Genomic DNA, 17,161 nt, shown 5'->3' with positions numbered 1-17,161 from the left:
GGCCGTCCGGGCAGAAGGTCGAAGCATGAACCGAACCCTTGCCGTCGTCTACGGCTCACTCTGCTACACCCTGTTTCTCGTCGTCTTTCTGTACCTGATCGGCTTCGTCGGTGGCCTCTTCGTGCCACGCAGCGTCGACAACGCCCTCGCCGCCCCGCTGGGGTGGGCGGTGGCGATCGACGTCGTCCTGCTCACGCTGTTCGCCGTGCAGCACAGCGTCATGGCACGTCCGGCCTTCAAGAAATGGTGGACCCGCATAGTGCCGGAACCCATCGAGCGAAGCACCTATGTGTTGATCGCGAGTCTCGTTCTCGCCCTGATGTTTTGGCAGTGGCGCGAGCTGCCTACCGTGATCTGGAACGTGACGTGGCAGCCCGCACGACTTGCGGTGTGGACGTTGTTCTGGCTGGGCTGGGCGATGGTGCTGGCGGCGACATTCATGATCAATCACTTCGAGTTGTTCGGGCTCAAGCAGGTGTTCGCGGCCTGGCGGGCACGGCCGGCCGCCGAAACCGGTTTCCGGGTGACACTGCTGTACCGGGTGGTGCGCCATCCGCTGATGCTGGGCTTCCTCATCGCGTTCTGGGCCGCCCCGACGATGTCGGCGGGCCATCTGCTGTTCGCGGCGGTGATGACGGGATACATCCTGCTCGCCCTGCAGCTCGAGGAGCATGACCTGATGGCGGCGCTGGGCACGCATTACGCCGAGTACCGGCAACGGGTCCCCATGCTGATCCCAGGATTACGCAAGCGCCGCACTGCCATGATGGAGACGTGACCAACGTTCGAGGCCGGGTGTGGTGCCACGGCAAGCCGCAGGAAGACTTCGAGTTCGGGTCGATCTCGGACTATCTCGCCGACGAAGACACGCTGGTCTGGTGCGATATCTATGACCCCGACCACGCGATCCTCAAGGATCTGGCCCAGGAACTCGAACTCGACAATTGGGCGGTCGAGGACGCCATCGCCGATGCCGAACGCACCAAGGCCGTCGTCTACCGCACGCACACCTTCTTCACGGTGTACAGCGTGGCGGTCAAGGATCCGCTGCCCGAGGATGATTCAGAGTCGATTCTGGACGTCCACCGGATCTCGGGCTTCGTGCTGCCGCACGGTCTGATCACGGTGCGGCTGTCACCCCATTTCGACATCGAGGCCGTCTCGGAGCGTTTCGACGAGCTCGGCGGCCAGGAGCACGGCGTTGGGTCGCTGGTGCACGGGCTCCTCGACGTCGTCGTCGACGGACACTTCGACGCGGTTCAGGCGCTCGACGACTGTATCGAGTCGGTCGAGGACGATCTGTTCGAGAACAACGTGCGAAAAGGACTGCAGCGTAAAACTTTTCGGTTACGCAAAGATCTGGTCCAGCTGCGGCGGGTGGTGTTGCCGATGCGCGAGGTCGTCAACTCGATCCAGCATCGCAGGCTGGACGCGAAGACGTCGCCCGACCTGGATCCGCTGTACGCCGACCTGTACGACCACGTGCTGCGCGCGTCGGAGTGGACAGAATCGTTGCGGGACATGATCACCACGGTGTTCGAGACCAACCTGTCGCTGCAAGATGCACGGTTGAACACGGTGATGAAGAAGCTCACCGGCTGGGCCGCCATCATCGCAGTGCCCACGGCTATCACCGGCTTTTACGGCCAGAACGTGCTCTACCCCGGGATCGATACCGTGGGTGGCTTCATCACCAGCACGTCGATCATCGTCCTGATCGTGCTCGGGTTGTATTGGATGTTCAAACGCCGGGATTGGCTGTAATCGCTACGCCCGCAGCAGTTCTTCCGCGCGACGGTAGTCCTCGTCGGCGTTCAGGGCAAGCACTCCCACGACCTCCCCGCCGGACTCGTACCAGACAGTGAACCCGTTGTGATTGTCGACGAGCCGACACGTTTCGTACCCGCCCCACCCGCGGTACTTGAGCACCGAATCGCCGATCTTGCAAGAGAATCCCGGCACCTGATCCCACGCGGCGGAGAAGCCGGCGGCGGTCAGCCCGGCGATCAGTCCCTCCTGCGCGGCGTCACGCCAGTGCTCAGCGCGGATACGACGCCCGGCAGTGACGTTGTGCGCCAATGCGACGTCACCCGCGGCGTAGACGTTGCGCGCCGAGGCGTGCATGTGCTCGTCGACCACAATGCGCCCGTCGCGGGTTTCCAACCCAGCCGACTCGGCCAGTCGGATGTCCGGTCGCACACCATTGGCCGACACGACGAGATCGGCCTTGACCGTGGAGCCGTCGTCGAGCACCACGCCCGAGTCGCCGATCTCGGCGACGGTGGCGCCACCGACGAAGCCGACCCCGTTGTCGGAGAGAATCTTGACCACACGCTCGCCGGCCTCGACCCCGAATCGCCGTTGCAGCGGAACGGTTTCCGGAGCCACCAGCACGGTGTCCACATCGCACGCCGCCAGCGCTGCCGCGGCCTCGCAGCCGATCAGACCGCCGCCGATGACGACCGCCGAGTCGGCGAAGCGAGCGGCCATCTTCATCGCGACCGCATCGCTGAACGAACGCAGCGTGAGGGCCGCCTCGGCGCCGGGGATCGTCAGCTTGATCGGGGTCGCGCCCGATGCGACGACCAGATGCCAGTAGGGGTAGCGCTGCCCGCCCGCGGTGACCACCTCCTGGCTGCCGGTGTCAATGTGATCGACGGTCACGCCGCGAATGAGGTCGACGTTGTTGCGGTCGAACCAGCCGGCGCTGTGCAGGTCGCGTTTGTCCTCGCGCCCGCACAGATAGCCCTTACTCAGCGGGGGCTTGGCGTAGGGCAGCGCAGGATCGACGGTCAGGATGCGCACAGGAATGCCGGGGTGCTTGCTCCGAAACGTCTCCGCAGCGCTCACCCCCGCGGGACCGCTGCCGATGGCAATGAAGCCTGGTGCCGCCATGTTTCCTGGGTACCACTGCTCAGTGCCCGCGACGTGGCTCGTAAGCCTTTCGTCACTTTTGCCGAACATGAAAACAGGGTTGCCGTTATCGCGGCACAGCAAACAGCAGCTGGGCGGCGCTCAGCCTCCGCAGTTGGGGGTTGAGCTCTTCGACGCCGCCACCCGCGTGGCCGATTCATTGACGCGATCCATGCTCAGCTGACCTGAATTGACCGCCTGCTCAAGCGAATCCAGCACCGCAGGTACCTCGTCAGTGGTGATCCACAGTGCGATATCGGCGCCGGCCTGCAGCGCGCGCAGCACCGCTTCGGGGACCCCGTACTGCTGGTTGACGGCGGCCATGCTGGACAGGTCGTCGGTGTACACCAGACCGGTGAAGGGCGGCCCGCCGTAGCCGCCCGAGCGCAGCAGGTCGTACGCCGGCTTCGACAGGCTGGCCTGGTCGTTGCCCGTCAGGCCGGGCACCTGTACGTGACCGAGCATCACAGCGACCGGATGCTGCGTGGTCAGCGTCCGGTACGGGATCAGGTCGTCGTTCTGCAGCTGCTCGATCGGTGGGACGGTCACCCCGCCGGTGTGCGAATCACCGGAGCCATGGCCGTGCCCGGGAAAATGCTTGAGCACCGGGAGGACCCCGGCGTCACGCAACCCGCGCGCGTACTCGCCGGCGTAGGTGGTGACGGTTTCGGCGTTGGAACCAAACGACCGATCGCCGATGACTGTGTCATCGGGAGCGTCGGTCACGTCGACCACCGGCGCGAAATCGACTGTGATTCCGAGCTGTTTCATCGCGGCGCCCCGCTCGAAGGCGATGGCGTACACCTGTTCGGGCGTACTGGTCGCAGCCAGGATGCGCGGTGAGGGCTGCTCGCCGATGATTTTCGCCAGGCGTGATACGCGGCCACCTTCTTCGTCGACGCTGACGGCGAGCGGCAGCGGGCCGGTGGATGCGGCGATGGCGGGCAGTGATCCGTCCTGAAGCATCGACAGGTCGGTCCAGCTTCCGATCATGATGCCGCCGATGCGGTGGTTGGCGGCGACGGCGCGGGCGTCCTCGGCGCCGGTCACGCCGACCATCAGCAGCTGGGCGAGCTTGTCGCGGGTCGGCATGGCGTTGACCAAGGCTTCGGCCTCGGCGCAGGGCGGTGCGACGGGTGAGGTGGGCGACGGTGAGCTGGGTGCTGAGGCCTCGGTCGAGGGCGCCGCCGAGTTACCGCCGAGCCGGGGCCTGATCACCAGCACCACAGCTATAACGAGGAGGGCCACGGCGAGCACCGCGAACGTGATCGGAATCCACTTCGATGCCTGCATGCGTTCTTTGAAGCTCGAGGGCATGGCAAAGAAGTTACCTGTCGTCGATGCTTCGCCGCCCGCACGCCATCGCCATATGCCAGGATCTGCGCATGACCTCCCCGGAAGACCCCGAGGAACGGATTCGCCAGCTCGAGCAGTCGGCCGCCGCTTACGGGGCACAGGAACTGGGCACCGACCAGCCCCAGTACAGCGGCGGCGTCGACCCCTCGTCGCAGCTGCCCCCACCGGCATATGGCGCGCCGCCCCCGGCATACGGCAGCCCGCCGCCTTATGGCCAGCAGCCTTACGGTCAGCCGAACTACGGTCAGCAGCCCTACGGGGACCCGTACCAGCCCCCGTTCGGCACGCACTACACGCCGGTCCAGAAGAAGAGCGGCGTTCCGGCCGCACTGGTCATCGGGCTGATCGCGGTCGTGTTCGTCATCCTCGCCGGAATCGGCCTGGTGGTGTGGAACGTGTCGTCCACGATCGAGGACTCGGGCGTTGCGGGCGGCGGTGGATCGGTCGACAACCCCGGCGGCACGCGGACGTTCGTCCCGCCGACGATCACTTTCCCGAGTTTCCCGGACATGCCCGGCATGCCGAGCGACGACACGGAACAGACCGCGACACCCGCCGCGCCGGCAAGCGTCTCCGGCATCGACGGGACCAAAACGGTCGTCTGCGAAGGCGGCGACGTGAACATCAGCGGCGTCAACAACACGATCACGCTGACCGGAAACTGCGGCACCGTCAATGTGTCCGGCGTGGAGAACAAGATCACCGTCGACAGCGCAGCCACGATCTCCGCGTCGGGATTCGACAACGAAATCGTCTATCTCTCGGGCGATCCGCAGGTCGACAACACCGGATCGAATACCGTCACCCGCGGCTGATCGCTCTCCGGGCACTACTCGAGTTGCCAACCTCAGAGCGACTTTGTCGCTGATGTTCGACCCAGCTGTAGTAGTTGAGCGACTTTGTCGCTCAGAGGTTGGCACCGAGGCATGTCACCCCCCGGGGCTATGGTCGGGTGGTAGGAGGAAACGACGTGAGTGAACAGACCTCGACGCCCAAACTGACCGGCCAGTTCTCCAAAGCGCTCGTATACGCCGAGCTGAAGCATCACAACCAAGTCCGCAAGGGCGGCACCATCCCCTACTTCGGACACCTGATGTCGGTGGCGAGTCTCGTCATCAACGACAACGGCTCGGAGGACCAGGCCATCGCCGCGCTGCTCCACGACTGCGTCGAGGACGCCGGCGGCGCGCCGACATTGGACGAGATCCGGAAGAACTTCGGCGAGGGCGTCGCCACCATCGTCGACGAGTGCAGCGACACGGACGTGCAGCCGAAACCGCCGTGGCGCGAACGCAAGACGGCCTACATCGAGCACCTCGCGCACGTGGGTACGGACACCCTGCTGGTGTCGGTCGCCGACAAGCTCGACAACGCCCGGTCGATGCTGCGGGACTACCACGAACACGGCCCCAAGCTGTGGGAGCGCTTCACCGTGAAGGACCCGCGCGATCACCTCTGGTACTACGGCGGGCTGCTCGAGGCGTACCGCAAGCGCGGCCTGGACAGCTGGATGGTCGACGAGCTGGGCCGCGTCGTCGACGAGTTGAAGCGCCAGGTCGAGGGCGGCGACCGAATCGTGCTCGTCTGACGGTCACTGCTTTTGTCCACAGCATCGATGCTTCCGCAGGCTGGTCCGCCGTCGCCGCCATAGGATGAGGGCATGACCGCTCTCGAGGATCTGGAGGCGCGGGTCGCGGCTTTGGAGGCCTCTCTGATTATCCGGCGCAACAACCGGAGTTAGCGGTTCGCGGCTCCTATGGTGGACGCTGATGGCACTGCACCTGCACCGTGCTGAGCGCACCGATCTGCTGGCCGACGGTCTCGGCACCCTCCTTTCGGACCCGCTGCCCGACCCTTTCGCCGAGGAAGTCGTCATCGTCCCAGCCAAGGGTGTCGAACGCTGGCTGAGTCAACGGCTATCGCACGTCCTCGGCCGCGGCAGCGGCTCCGACGGGGTGTGCGCCGGCATCTCCTTCCGCAGTCCCTACTCGCTGATCGCCGAGATCAGCGGCACCGACCGCGACGATCCGTGGTCGCCCGACGCCATGGTCTGGCCGCTGCTCGACGTCATCGACGAAAGCTGCGACCAACCCTGGTGCAAGACACTGTCGACCCACCTCGGCCACTTCGAATCGGGCGACGAGCGCGAACTACGCCAAGGCAGGCGCTACTCGGTCGCCCGGCGGCTGGCCGGACTCTTCGCGTCCTATGCCCGCCAGCGTCCTCAACTGCTCGTCGACTGGGAGAGCGGCGCCGACGGCGGCATCGACGACGATCTGCAGTGGCAGCCGCCGCTGTGGCGCGCGTTGATCGGCCGCATCGACGCCGACCCACCGCACATTCGCCACGCCAAAACCCTTGCCACACTGCAGGAGTCACCCACCAAGCTGCCGCAACGGCTATCCTTGTTCGGCCACACTCGGTTGCCGAGCACCGAGATCGAACTGCTCGACGCGCTGGCCACCCACCACGATCTGCACCTGTGGCTGCCGCACCCCAGCGACGAACTGTGGACCTCGCTCGCCGACGAGCATGGACCGATCCCCCGTCGCGACGACACCACCCACCGCCGCGTCCACCACCCGCTGCTGGCGACGCTCGGACGCGATCTGCGCGAACTGCAGCACAGCCTGCCCGCGCACCGGCAGACCGACGAATACCTTGGCGGTAGGGCCCATCCCGACACGCTGCTCGGCTGGCTGCAATCCGACATCACCGCCAACGCCGTCCGCCCCCGGGGCCGCACACTGAACGCTGACGACCGCTCGGTGCAGGTACACAGCTGCCACGGTCCCGCCCGCCAAATCGACGTCCTGCGCGAAGTACTGCTCGGCCTGCTCACCGACGACGCGACCCTCGAACCGCGCGACATCCTCGTCATGTGCCCGGACATCGAGACCTACGCACCACTGATCGTCGCGGGATTCGGTCTCGGCGACGTCGTGGACGGTGCACACCCGGCACACAAGCTTCGCGTCAAGCTCGCCGACCGCGCACTGACGCAGACCAACCCGCTGCTCGGTGTGGCGTCGCAGCTGCTGGCCCTGGCCGGTGGACGAGCGACGGCCAACGAGGTTCTCAACCTTGCCGAGGCAGCCCCCGTGCGCGCCCGATTCACCTTCAGCGACGACGACCTCGACGCCATCGCCGACTGGGTCCGCGAAGCGAACATCCGCTGGGGTTTCGACCGCGACCATCGGCACCCCTATGGCGTCGACTTCATCCAGAACACGTGGCGTTTCGGTATTGACCGGGTTCTGGCGGGTGTGGCGATGTCCGACGACTCACACGCGTGGATCGACACCACGTTGCCGCTCGACGACGTTGGAAGCAACCGCATCGAACTCGCCGGCCGGCTCGCCGAGTATGTCGACCGTCTGCACACGTGTGTCGAATCACTCTCTGGTGCAAGACCGTTGCGCGCATGGCTCACCGCGCTGTCGACCGGCATCTCCTCGCTGACCGCGGTGCCCGACGCCGACCTGTGGCAGGCCAGCCAGGTCGAGCGTGAGTTCAACGACGTACTCGCCAAGGCGGGTCCACACGCCGAAACCGTGATGCGGCTGCCCGACATCAAGGCGCTGCTCAACCGCCACCTCGCCGGTCGGCCCACCCGTGCGAACTTTCGCACCGGCACACTCACTGTGTGCACGATGGTGCCGATGCGGTCCGTGCCGCACCGGGTCGTCTGCCTGGTCGGGCTCGACGACGGCGTGTTCCCGCGGCTCGGTGTCGTCGACGGTGACGACGTGCTGGCGCGTGACCCGATGACCGGTGAGCGCGACATCCGTTCGGAGGATCGGCAATTGCTGCTCGACGCCATCGGCGCGGCAACCGAGAAGCTCGTCGTCACGTACACCGGCGCCAACGAATACTCAGGGCAGCGTAAGCCTCCCGCGGTGCCGCTCGTCGAGCTGCTCGACACCCTCGATGCCACGATGCCGGAGAAGGTGCGCGACCGGGTGCTGGTGGAACATCCGTTGCAGCCGTTCGATCTTCGCAACGTGACCCCCGGCGAGCTCGGCATGCCGACGGGTCAACCGTTCACGTTCGATCCGACCGCGCTGACCGCCGCTCGGGTCGCGACCGGTCACCGCGAACACCGACCGCCACTGATCGGCCGGCCGCTGGCCGCCCCGCCGCCCGACGACATCGCGCTCGACGACCTGATCGGCTTCTTCAAGGATCCGGTCAAGGGGTTCTTCCGCGCGCTGGACTACACACTGCCCTGGGATGTCGACGCCGTCGAGGACGCGATGCCCGTCGAAATCGATGCCCTGCAGGAGTGGAAGGTCGGCGACCGGATGCTCGACGACATGCTGCGCGGCATGACGCCCGAGGCCGCCAGGGAGGCCGAATGGCGGCGCGGCTCGCTCCCGCCGGGCAAGCTCGGATGGCGTACTGCGACAGACATTTGCAAGAAGGCCGATGCACTCGCGACCGCCGCCAAGCGGCACCGCACCCAGGAGCCCAGGGCCTTCGACGTTGACATCGATGTGGGGTCCAGCCGCCGCGTCACGGGCACGGTGCCGCGGCTCTACGGTGACCGGCTGGTCGCGGTGACGTATTCGAAGCTGGATGGCAGGCACCTGCTGGAATCGTGGATTCGCCTGGTGGCGTTGACCGCTCAGTATTCGGGCGTGGAGTGGACAGCGGTGTGCATCGGACGACCCAAGCGGGACGGACCGCCAAGGGAACGGCTGCTCGGGCCACCGGACGCGGCCGTGGAGCTCCTGCGCGATCTCGTCGCCATGTACGACGCAGGCCGCCGCGAGCCGATTCCGCTGCCGCTCAAGACTTCCTATGCGTGGGCAGAGACGGATCACCATCGCGGTGCCTCGATGCGCGAGGCGGGCTGGCGGTGGCGAACCGGCAAGTATCCCGGTGAGGATCAGGAGCCCGCGCACGTGCGGGTGTGGGGCCCGGGCTTTGCACTCGAGGATTTGGTTGCCGCCGGGCTGCCCGATTACGCGTCGCGACTGTGGCTGCCGCTGCTGTCGGCCGAGAGGGATCCGGACTGATGGACATGCCGCCGTTCGATCTGCTCGGGCCGCTGCCGACACCGCGGTCGACAACCGTGCTGGAAGCCAGCGCTGGCACGGGTAAGACGTTCGCGCTCGCGGGCCTGGTGACCCGCTATGTCGCCGAAGGCGTCGCGACGCTCGATCAGATGCTGCTCATCACGTTTGGGCGAGCGGCGAGCCAGGAGCTGCGGGAGCGGGTACGCAGCCAGATCCTCGAGGCGTTACAGGCTTTCGACGATCCGACGATCGTCGGCGACAACCAGGTGGTCGCGCACCTGCTCGACGGCAGCCCCGAGGACCTGGCCGAGCGGCAGCTCCGGCTGCGTGACGCGCTGGCGGGTTTCGATGCCGCGACCATCGCGACCACCCATCAGTTCTGTCAGCTTGTCTTGAAATCGCTTGGTGTGGCTGGTGATACCGATGCCGGTGTGCAGCTTGTCGAGAGCCTCGACGATGTCGTCACCGAGATCGTCGACGATCTGTATCTCGCCCACTTCGGGCAGCAGCAGCAGGATCCAGAACTCACCCGTGAGCAGGCACTCGATCTCGCCCGCGAAGTCGTCAACAGCGCACACACCGAGCTGCGGCCGGCCGACCCACCGCCGGGGTTCGAGCCTGCAGTGCGTGTCGACTTCGCGAAGGCCGTGTGTGCAGAGCTGGAGAAGCGCAAGCGAAAGCTTGGAATACTCCATTACGACGACCTGCTCTCGCGGCTGGCAAATGCGTTGGAAGCTGACGATTCACCGGCACGGGCACGCATGCAGCGTCGCTGGTCGATCGTCATGGTCGACGAGTTCCAGGACACCGACCCGGTGCAGTGGCAGGTGATCGACCGCGCGTTTTCCGGACACTGCACGGTGATCCTGATCGGTGATCCGAAGCAGGCAATCTACGCGTTTCGGGGCGGCGACATCGTCACGTACTTGCACGCCGCCGACAGCGCGGGTGAACGTCAGACGCTCAACACCAACTGGCGCAGCGACGCCCCGCTCGTCGACAGCCTCCAGGCCGTCATGCGCGATGCGCAGCTCGGGGACCCCAGGATCGTCGTGCGGGAGGTCGCGGCCAACCACAAGGAGCACCGACTCACCGGCGCACCGCGCAACGAGCCGTTCCGGCTACGCATCGTCTCGCGAGAGACATTGCGCACCAAGCAGGATCGCGTCATCACGATGGACCGGCTGCGCAGCCACATCAGCGCCGACCTGGCCTCCGACATCGCCGCACTGCTGTCGAGCGGTGCGACGTTCTGCGACCGTCCGCTGCGGCCCGGTGACATCGCGGTGATCGTCGAGACGCACCGCGACGGTCGGGTGTGTTTCGACGCGCTGGCCGACGCGGGCATCCCCGCCGTATACACCGGCGACTCCGATGTATTCGGTTCACCGGCGGCCGACGATTGGTTGTGCCTGCTGGAAGCGTTCGATCAGCCGCACCGCTCCGGGCTGGTACGAGCGGCGGCGACCACCATGTTCTTTGGCGAGACCACCGAAACCCTTGCCGCCGAGGGTGACACGTTGACCGACCGGATCGCGGACACTCTGCGGGAGTGGGCCGACCACGCCCGCGAGCGCGGCGTCGCGGCTGTCTTCGAAGCCGCGCAGCTGCGGGGTATGGGTACCCGGGTGCTGTCCTGGATCGACGGTGAGCGTCACATGACCGACTTGGCGCACCTGACGCAGGTGTTACACGACACCGCACATCGCGAACACTTCAGCCTGCCCGCCCTGCGTGACTGGTTGCGCACGCAGCGCGAGGAGCGAAGTGGCGCCACCGAACGGAACCGGCGGCTCGACAGCGATGCGGCAGCGGTGCAGATCATGACGGTCTGGGTGAGTAAGGGACTGCAGTATCCGGTGGTGTACCTGCCGTTCGCGTTCAACCGCAACATCCAGACTCGCGACGTCGTGCTGTTCCATGACGGCGACACCCGCTGTCTACACATCGGCGGCGAACAGAGCCCCGACTACAACGCGGTGCAGCAGCAGGGCCGACGCGAGGCGGCGAGCGACGACGTCCGGCTCACCTATGTCGCGCTCACGCGCGCGCAGTCACAGGTGGTCGCGTGGTGGGCGCCGTCGTGGGACGAACCCAACGGCGGGCTGTCGCGGCTGCTGCGTGGGCGACAGCCCGGCGATCCGGTGGTGCCCGACCGCTGCGATCCGCCGAAGATCGACGACGCGGACGCGTTGACCGCTCTGCGGGCCTGGGAGAACGTCGGCGGGCCGGTTCTCGAAGAGTCGGTGGTCGCACCCCAGACTGCGGTCGAATTACCGCCCACACCAACAGGTCTTGACGTCCGGCACTTCCATCGTCAGATCGACGCGTCGTGGCGGCGGACGTCGTACTCGGGGTTGATCCGGGCGGCCGAATCGGCTGGGGTGACCAGCGAGCCGGAGGTGATCGAGCTCGACGACGAGGTCGGCCTGGAGACAGGTGGAGTCCCGGACCGGGAGGCCGGCGGACCCGGGACCGACGTGCCGTCTCCGATGGCGGACCTCCCGATGGGCGCGAAGTTCGGCACCCTGGTGCACGCGGTGCTGGAAACCGCCGACCCGTTCGCGGTCGACCTCGCGGCCGAGCTGGAAGCGAAGATCCGCGAGCACTCGGTGTGGTGGCCCGTCGACGTGGCACCCGAAGAGCTGGCGTCGGCCATGGTGCCGCTGAACGACACCCCGCTGGGCCCATTGGCACCGGACGTGACGTTGCGGCAGATCGGTCTTCGAGATCGACTGCAGGAGATGGAGTTCGAGTTCCCGCTGGCCGGTGGAGACGCACGCGCCAAAACGCCGTCGATCACGTTGGCCGATGTCGGTCGGCTGCTGGCTAAACACCTGCCCGCCGACGATCCGCTGATCTCCTACGCTGGACGGCTCTCCGACGGCGCACTGGGCGCACAATCGTTGAAGGGGTATCTGACGGGCTCGCTTGACGTCGTATTGCGGGTCCCCGGGAAAACCGACGGCCACTACCTGGTGGTCGACTACAAGACGAACTGGCTGGGCGAGCCGGAGGTCCCTCTGACGGCGGCCGACTACGGCCAGCCACGACTGGTCGAGGCGATGCTGCATTCGGACTATCCGCTGCAGGCGCTGTTGTACTGCGTTGTGCTGCATCGGTTCCTGCGTTGGCGGCAGCCCGGCTACTCGCCAGAAGAACATCTGGGCGGGGTGCTCTACCTGTTCGTGAGGGGGATGTGTGGCGCGCAGACGCCGATCGTCGACGGCCATCCGATGGGCGTGTTCAGCTGGCGGCCGCCTGCGTCGCTGATCGTCGCGATGTCCGACCTGCTCGATGCCGGGGCGGTGGCCGCATGAGTCTCGAGGCGTTCAGCGACTTGTTCGAACCGGCGGATGTGCATGTGGCGCAACGTCTCACCGCGATGGCGAAGGAACCCGGCGAGTCGGTCGCGCTGGCCGTGGCGATCGCGGTGCGCGCGCTGCGCGGCGGCTCGGTGTGCGTGGATCTGCGGTCGATCGCTGCGCAACTCGAAAGGCCCGACCTGCCGTGGCCGTCGCCGGACGACTGGCTGGCGGCTGTGCGGGCGAGCACACTCGTCACCGCGACACCGGTGCTGCGGTTGTTTGGCGACCTGCTGTATTTGGACCGCTATTGGCTCGAAGAGCAGCAGGTGTGCGCCGACGTGCTGACGCTGCTGTCGTCGATCCTGCCCGGTGAGGTACCCAGCCTGGAGCGGTTGTTCCCCGTCGGCTGGGAAGAGCAGCGTGCCGCGGCCGAAATCGCGCTGACACAGTCGCTTACGGTGCTGACCGGCGGCCCGGGCACCGGCAAGACGACGACGGTCGCGCGGCTGCTGGCGCTGCTGGCCGAGCAGGCGTCGCTGTCGGGCCGGCCGCCGCTGCGTATCGCGTTGGCGGCGCCGACGGGTAAGGCGGCGGCGCGACTGCTCGAGGCGGTGCAGTTGGAGGTAGACAAGCTTGACGCCGTCGACCGCGATCGCCTGCCTGCGTTGAAAGCCTCGACGCTGCATCGGTTGTTGCGGCCACGGCCCGGCAACTCGTCGCGGTTCCGGCATCATCGCGAGAACCGCCTGCCGCATGACGTGATCGTGGTCGACGAGACGTCGATGGTGTCGCTGACGCTGATGGCACGTCTGCTCGAGGCGCTGCGCCCCGACAGCCGACTGCTACTCGTCGGCGATCCCGATCAACTGGCGTCGGTCGAAGCGGGTGCAGTGCTGGCGGACATGGTCGATGGTCTTGGCGAGCGACCCGACGTCCGCATCGCAGCGCTGCAGACATCGCACCGGTTCGGCGAGTCCATCGGCACGCTGGCGTCGGCCATCCGCACCGGCGACGTCGACGACGTCATCGCGCTGCTGCGCACTGGCGGCGACCACATCGAGTGGCTCGATACCGACACTCCGGCCGAGCCGTTACGGAAAGTGCTTCTCCCCCATGCTTTACGGCTGCGGGAAGCATCGATACTCGGTGACGCCAGGGCGGCGTTGTCGACACTGGATGAGCACCGGCTGCTGTGCGCGCATCGCCGCGGGCCGTACGGGGTGCGGTACTGGAACCACCAGGTTGAGCGATGGCTGACCGACGCGACGGGTGAGCCGCTGTGGACGCAGTGGTACGCGGGCAGACCCGTGCTGGTGACGGCGAACGACTACGGGCTGGGGCTGTACAACGGCGATACCGGCGTCACGGTTGTGCGCGGCGACGGATTGCGCGCGGTCGTCGCCGCGGGCAGTGAGCCGCTCGAGTTCGCGACCGGGCGACTCGCCGACGTCGAGACCATGCACGCGATGACGATCCACAAGTCGCAGGGCAGCCAGGCCGACGAGGTGACGGTGCTCATGCCGCCCGAGGATTCGCGCCTGCTCACCCGCGAGCTGTTCTACACGGCGGTGACGCGGGCCAAGGAGAAGATCCGCGTCATCGGGTCGGAGGACTCGGTGCGCGCCGCGGTGCAACGGCGCGCGGTCCGAGCATCCGGGTTGGCGCAGCGACTGCGGGCCTAACGCAGCGCTTTCACTCAGAGGCGAGCTCGAAGACGGGGATCACGCGATCGGTGCGCTTCTCGTACTCGGCGAACCCCGGCGCGCGCTCGACGACGATCTTGTAGATGCGGTCGCGCTCGGCCCTCGGCAGCTCCTTGGCGACGACCGCCCGCCTCGGATCCGCACCGATCTCGACCCTGGCCTCGGGTTGCGCGCGCAGGTTGAACACCCATGCCGGACTCGCCTGGCGTCCCGCCGCGGACCCGACGACGTAGATCTTGTCGTCGATGTCGAAGTAGGCGATGAGGTTCTCCCGCTCGTCACCGCTTTTGGCGCCGATGGAGGTCAGAATGAGAAGCGGGAAGCCCTCGAACTGCCCACCCACTTTGCCGTCGTTACTGCGGAACTCGTCGATGTTGTGCCTGTTGAATTCACGCTCAGAGGACATGTCGTCGTCGGTCATCTCTCCATCGTGCACTTTCACCCGTCCGGCGGGCCACAACGCGTAGCGTGAGCCCGTGGCCCAGATCGAGCGATCCCGCACCATCGCCGCTGCACCGCAGGAAGTCTGGGAAGTTCTTGCAGATTTCGGTGCACTCAGCACCTGGGTCGACCGCGTCGACCATTCGTGCATCCTGACCCACGGCGCCGACGGCCATATCGGCACGGCCCGCCGGGTGCAGATGGGACGTCAGACGCTCGTCGAACGCATCGTCGACTACGACCCGCCACACACCCTGGCCTACGACATCGACGGCCTGCCCACGCGGCTGGGCCGGGTCAACAACCGCTGGTCGCTGCGATCGTCAGGGGACTCGACCGTCGTCACTTTGACGAGCACCGTCGAGATCGGCTCCGGCCGAATGCGGGAGCTCGCCGAACGTGTCATGTGTCGGCTGATGACCCGAGAGTCCGACGGTCTGCTCGCCGGACTCGCCAAGCGATTGGAGAACTCACGTGTCTGATCGGCCCGACATCGTCATCCTGATGACGGACGAAGAACGCGCGATACCGCCCTACGAGGCACCCGAGGTCCTCGACTGGCGCGATCGCACCCTGGCCGGCCGCACGTGGTTCACCGAACATGGGGTGAGCTTCGGCCGCCACTACACCGGCTCTCTGGCCTGCGTGCCAAGTCGCCCAACGCTTTTCACCGGTCAGTACCCCGATCTGCATGGTGTCACGCAGACCGACGGCATCGGCAAGGTGTACAGCGACTCCCGCATGCGCTGGCTGCGCCGGGGCGAGGTGCCCACACTCGGTAACTGGTTCGGCGCGGCCGGATACGACACCCACTACGACGGCAAATGGCACATCACGCACGCGGATCTGACCGATCCCGCCACCGGCAAGCCGCTCGCGACCAACGACGACGACGGCGTCATCGACCATGACGCAGTTCAACGCTACCTCGACGCGGATCCCCTTGCGCCGTTTGGATTCTCGGGCTGGGTGGGACCCGAGCCGCACGGTGCGCTGCTGGCCAACGCCGGTGTCCGTCGCGACGCGTTGATCGCCGATCGGATCATCGCGTGGCTCGACGACCGCTACACGCGGCGCCGCGCCGGCGAATCGGAGGCGCTGAAGCCATTCCTGTTGGTGGCCAGCTTCGTCAACCCGCACGACATCGTGCTGTTCCCCGCATGGTCCCGCAAGAGTCCCGTGCAACCGTCGCCGCTGGATCCACCACACGTGCCCGCGGCGCCCACCGCCGACGAGGACCTGTCGACGAAGCCCGCCGCGCAGATCGCCTTCCGCGAGGCGTACTACACCGGCTACGGCGTGGCACCCGCGGTCGACCGGACGTACAAGCGCAATGCGCAGCGCTACCGCGACCTCTACTACCGGCTGCACGCGGAAGTCGACGGACCGCTGGACCGGGTGCGCCGGGTCGTGACCGACGGCTCGGACAACGCGGTGCTGGTACGTACCTCCGACCACGGCGATCTGCTCGGCGCCCACGGTGGCCTGCACCAGAAATGGTTCAACCTCTACGACGAGGCCACCCGGGTTCCGTTCGTCGTCGCACGCACCGGCGCGCAAGTGACGTCGGCACGGACGGTGACCGCGCCGACGTCACACGTCGATCTGGTGCCGACGCTGCTGGGGGCTGCGGGCATCGACGTCGCGGCGGTCGCGGCGACGCTGCGGGAGACGTTCTCGGAGGTGCACGATCTGCCGGGTCGCGACCTGATGCCGGTGGTCGACGGTGCGCCCGCCGACGAGTCACGCGCCGTGTACTTGATGACGCGAGACAACATGCTCGAGGGTGACACCGGCGCGTCAGGCGTGGCACGCCAGATGAAGTTGACGGTGAATCCCCCTATGCCGCTGCGTATTCAGATACCCGCGCATGTCGGATCCAATTTCGAAGGCCTGGTCGTCCGGGTCGACGAGGCCGACGGCGGCGAAGGGCATCTCTGGAAGCTGGTGCGTACCTTCGACGATCCGGCCACGTGGACGGAGCCCGGTGTGCGTCACCTCGCGGCGAACGGTATTGGCGGCGAGGCATATCGGACGTCGCCGCTGGACGATCAGTGGGAGCTCTACGACCTGACCGACGACTCGACCGAGGCCGTCAACCGGTGGACGGACCCGGCGCTCGATAACTTGCGCAGCCATCTTCGCGGTCAACTCAAACATGTGCGCACCGACGCCGTTCCAGAGCGAAACAGCCCTTGGCCGTATGTGAAGCGCCGCCCAACGAGCGCCAAAGAATCGATTGCGGCGCAACTCATCTCCCGCATCAGGCAACGATTCGGATAAGTTTCCGAATTCCTGGGCTGCTACCGGCGCGTTCAAGCGTACGACAGACCACCGGTCTGTACAGTCATCTGCGTTCGACACGCGCGGCGCGTCGCTTCGACCGGAGCGATTCCCATACGACCTGGCGCAACAGCAA

12 protein-coding genes are annotated in these 17,161 nt (G+C 66.6%); 9 read left to right on the top strand and 3 right to left on the bottom strand.

The window, feature by feature from the left end; translation table 11 throughout:
- Positions 1–25: 25 nt before the first annotated feature.
- Positions 26–778 carry a methanethiol S-methyltransferase gene (gene mddA / locus ACIA48_RS16965; protein WP_396733672.1) on the top strand — a complete coding sequence of 251 codons (753 nt, stop codon included), beginning with the start codon at positions 26–28 and terminating at the stop codon, positions 776–778.
- A complete protein-coding gene (locus tag ACIA48_RS16960) occupies positions 775–1,764 on the top strand; it encodes a magnesium transporter CorA family protein (protein ID WP_396733669.1) in 990 nt (329 codons plus the stop codon). Before mddA ends, ACIA48_RS16960 begins: the two co-directional genes overlap by 4 nt.
- A 3-nt stretch (positions 1,765–1,767) precedes the next feature.
- On the opposite strand, the gene ACIA48_RS16955 is transcribed toward ACIA48_RS16960, so the two are convergent.
- Complete coding sequence (locus ACIA48_RS16955) at positions 1,768–2,895, bottom strand: NAD(P)/FAD-dependent oxidoreductase (protein ID WP_396735036.1); 1,128 nt, start codon at positions 2,893–2,895, stop codon at positions 1,768–1,770.
- A gap of 120 nt (positions 2,896–3,015) precedes the next feature.
- Positions 3,016–4,230, bottom strand: coding sequence for a glycoside hydrolase family 3 N-terminal domain-containing protein (locus ACIA48_RS16950; RefSeq protein ID WP_396733666.1), 1,215 nt, complete (start codon positions 4,228–4,230; stop codon positions 3,016–3,018).
- A gap of 68 nt (positions 4,231–4,298) precedes the next feature.
- Here ACIA48_RS16950 and ACIA48_RS16945 point away from each other — a divergent pair, with 68 nt between their 5' ends.
- The 5 genes from ACIA48_RS16945 to recD all read left to right on the top strand — a co-directional run bounded on the left by ACIA48_RS16945 (position 4,299) and on the right by recD (position 14,280).
- Positions 4,299–5,084, top strand: a complete 786-nt coding sequence (locus tag ACIA48_RS16945; RefSeq protein WP_396733663.1) for a DUF3060 domain-containing protein — start codon at positions 4,299–4,301, stop codon at positions 5,082–5,084.
- Between the two features lie 155 nt (positions 5,085–5,239).
- Entirely contained in the window at positions 5,240–5,857 is a 618-nt protein-coding gene (locus tag ACIA48_RS16940) for an HD domain-containing protein (RefSeq protein WP_396733660.1), read from the top strand.
- 181 nt (positions 5,858–6,038) lie between these two features.
- The gene (recC, locus tag ACIA48_RS16935; protein WP_396733657.1) at positions 6,039–9,290 is read left to right on the top strand and encodes an exodeoxyribonuclease V subunit gamma; all 3,252 of its coding nucleotides are present in this window, start codon (positions 6,039–6,041) and stop codon (positions 9,288–9,290) included.
- A gap of 5 nt (positions 9,291–9,295) precedes the next feature.
- Positions 9,296–12,610, top strand: a complete 3,315-nt coding sequence (gene recB, locus ACIA48_RS16930) for an exodeoxyribonuclease V subunit beta (RefSeq protein WP_396735034.1) — start codon at positions 9,296–9,298, stop codon at positions 12,608–12,610.
- Positions 12,607–14,280: an exodeoxyribonuclease V subunit alpha gene (recD, locus tag ACIA48_RS16925; RefSeq protein ID WP_396733654.1), complete on the top strand. Its 1,674-nt coding sequence runs from the start codon at positions 12,607–12,609 to the stop codon at positions 14,278–14,280. Before recB ends, recD begins: the two co-directional genes overlap by 4 nt.
- Before the next feature lie 10 nt (positions 14,281–14,290).
- Here the strand turns inward: recD and ACIA48_RS16920 are convergent, their stop codons facing one another.
- A complete protein-coding gene (locus tag ACIA48_RS16920; protein WP_396733651.1) occupies positions 14,291–14,722 on the bottom strand; it encodes a nitroreductase family deazaflavin-dependent oxidoreductase in 432 nt (143 codons plus the stop codon).
- A gap of 55 nt (positions 14,723–14,777) precedes the next feature.
- Between ACIA48_RS16920 and ACIA48_RS16915 the strand changes: the two genes are divergently transcribed.
- Both ACIA48_RS16915 and ACIA48_RS16910 read left to right on the top strand, forming a co-directional pair.
- A complete protein-coding gene (locus ACIA48_RS16915; RefSeq protein ID WP_396733648.1) occupies positions 14,778–15,224 on the top strand; it encodes an SRPBCC family protein in 447 nt (148 codons plus the stop codon).
- Positions 15,217–17,025, top strand: a complete 1,809-nt coding sequence (locus tag ACIA48_RS16910) for a sulfatase-like hydrolase/transferase (protein ID WP_396733645.1) — start codon at positions 15,217–15,219, stop codon at positions 17,023–17,025. The genes ACIA48_RS16915 and ACIA48_RS16910 overlap by 8 nt, the downstream gene beginning before the upstream one ends.
- Positions 17,026–17,161: the final 136 nt, after the last annotated feature.

Source organism: Mycobacterium sp. NPDC051804 (assembly GCF_044452905.1).
GTDB lineage: Bacteria > Actinomycetota > Actinomycetes > Mycobacteriales > Mycobacteriaceae > Mycobacterium.
This window is presented reverse-complemented; position numbering and strand designations above follow the sequence as displayed.

Excerpts from the sequence above, each read along its gene's own strand:
- recC (WP_396733657.1), top strand. The coding sequence starts at position 6,039 with ATGGCACTGCACCTGCACCGTGCTGAGCGCACCGATCTGCTGGCCGAC.
- ACIA48_RS16950 (WP_396733666.1), bottom strand. The coding sequence starts at position 4,230 with ATGCCCTCGAGCTTCAAAGAACGCATGCAGGCATCGAAGTGGATTCCG.
- recD (WP_396733654.1), top strand. The coding sequence starts at position 12,607 with ATGAGTCTCGAGGCGTTCAGCGACTTGTTCGAACCGGCGGATGTGCAT.
- recB (WP_396735034.1), top strand. The coding sequence starts at position 9,296 with ATGCCGCCGTTCGATCTGCTCGGGCCGCTGCCGACACCGCGGTCGACA.
- mddA (WP_396733672.1), top strand. The coding sequence starts at position 26 with ATGAACCGAACCCTTGCCGTCGTCTACGGCTCACTCTGCTACACCCTG.
- ACIA48_RS16955 (WP_396735036.1), bottom strand. The coding sequence starts at position 2,895 with ATGGCGGCACCAGGCTTCATTGCCATCGGCAGCGGTCCCGCGGGGGTG.
- ACIA48_RS16920 (WP_396733651.1), bottom strand. The coding sequence starts at position 14,722 with ATGACCGACGACGACATGTCCTCTGAGCGTGAATTCAACAGGCACAAC.
- ACIA48_RS16945 (WP_396733663.1), top strand. The coding sequence starts at position 4,299 with ATGACCTCCCCGGAAGACCCCGAGGAACGGATTCGCCAGCTCGAGCAG.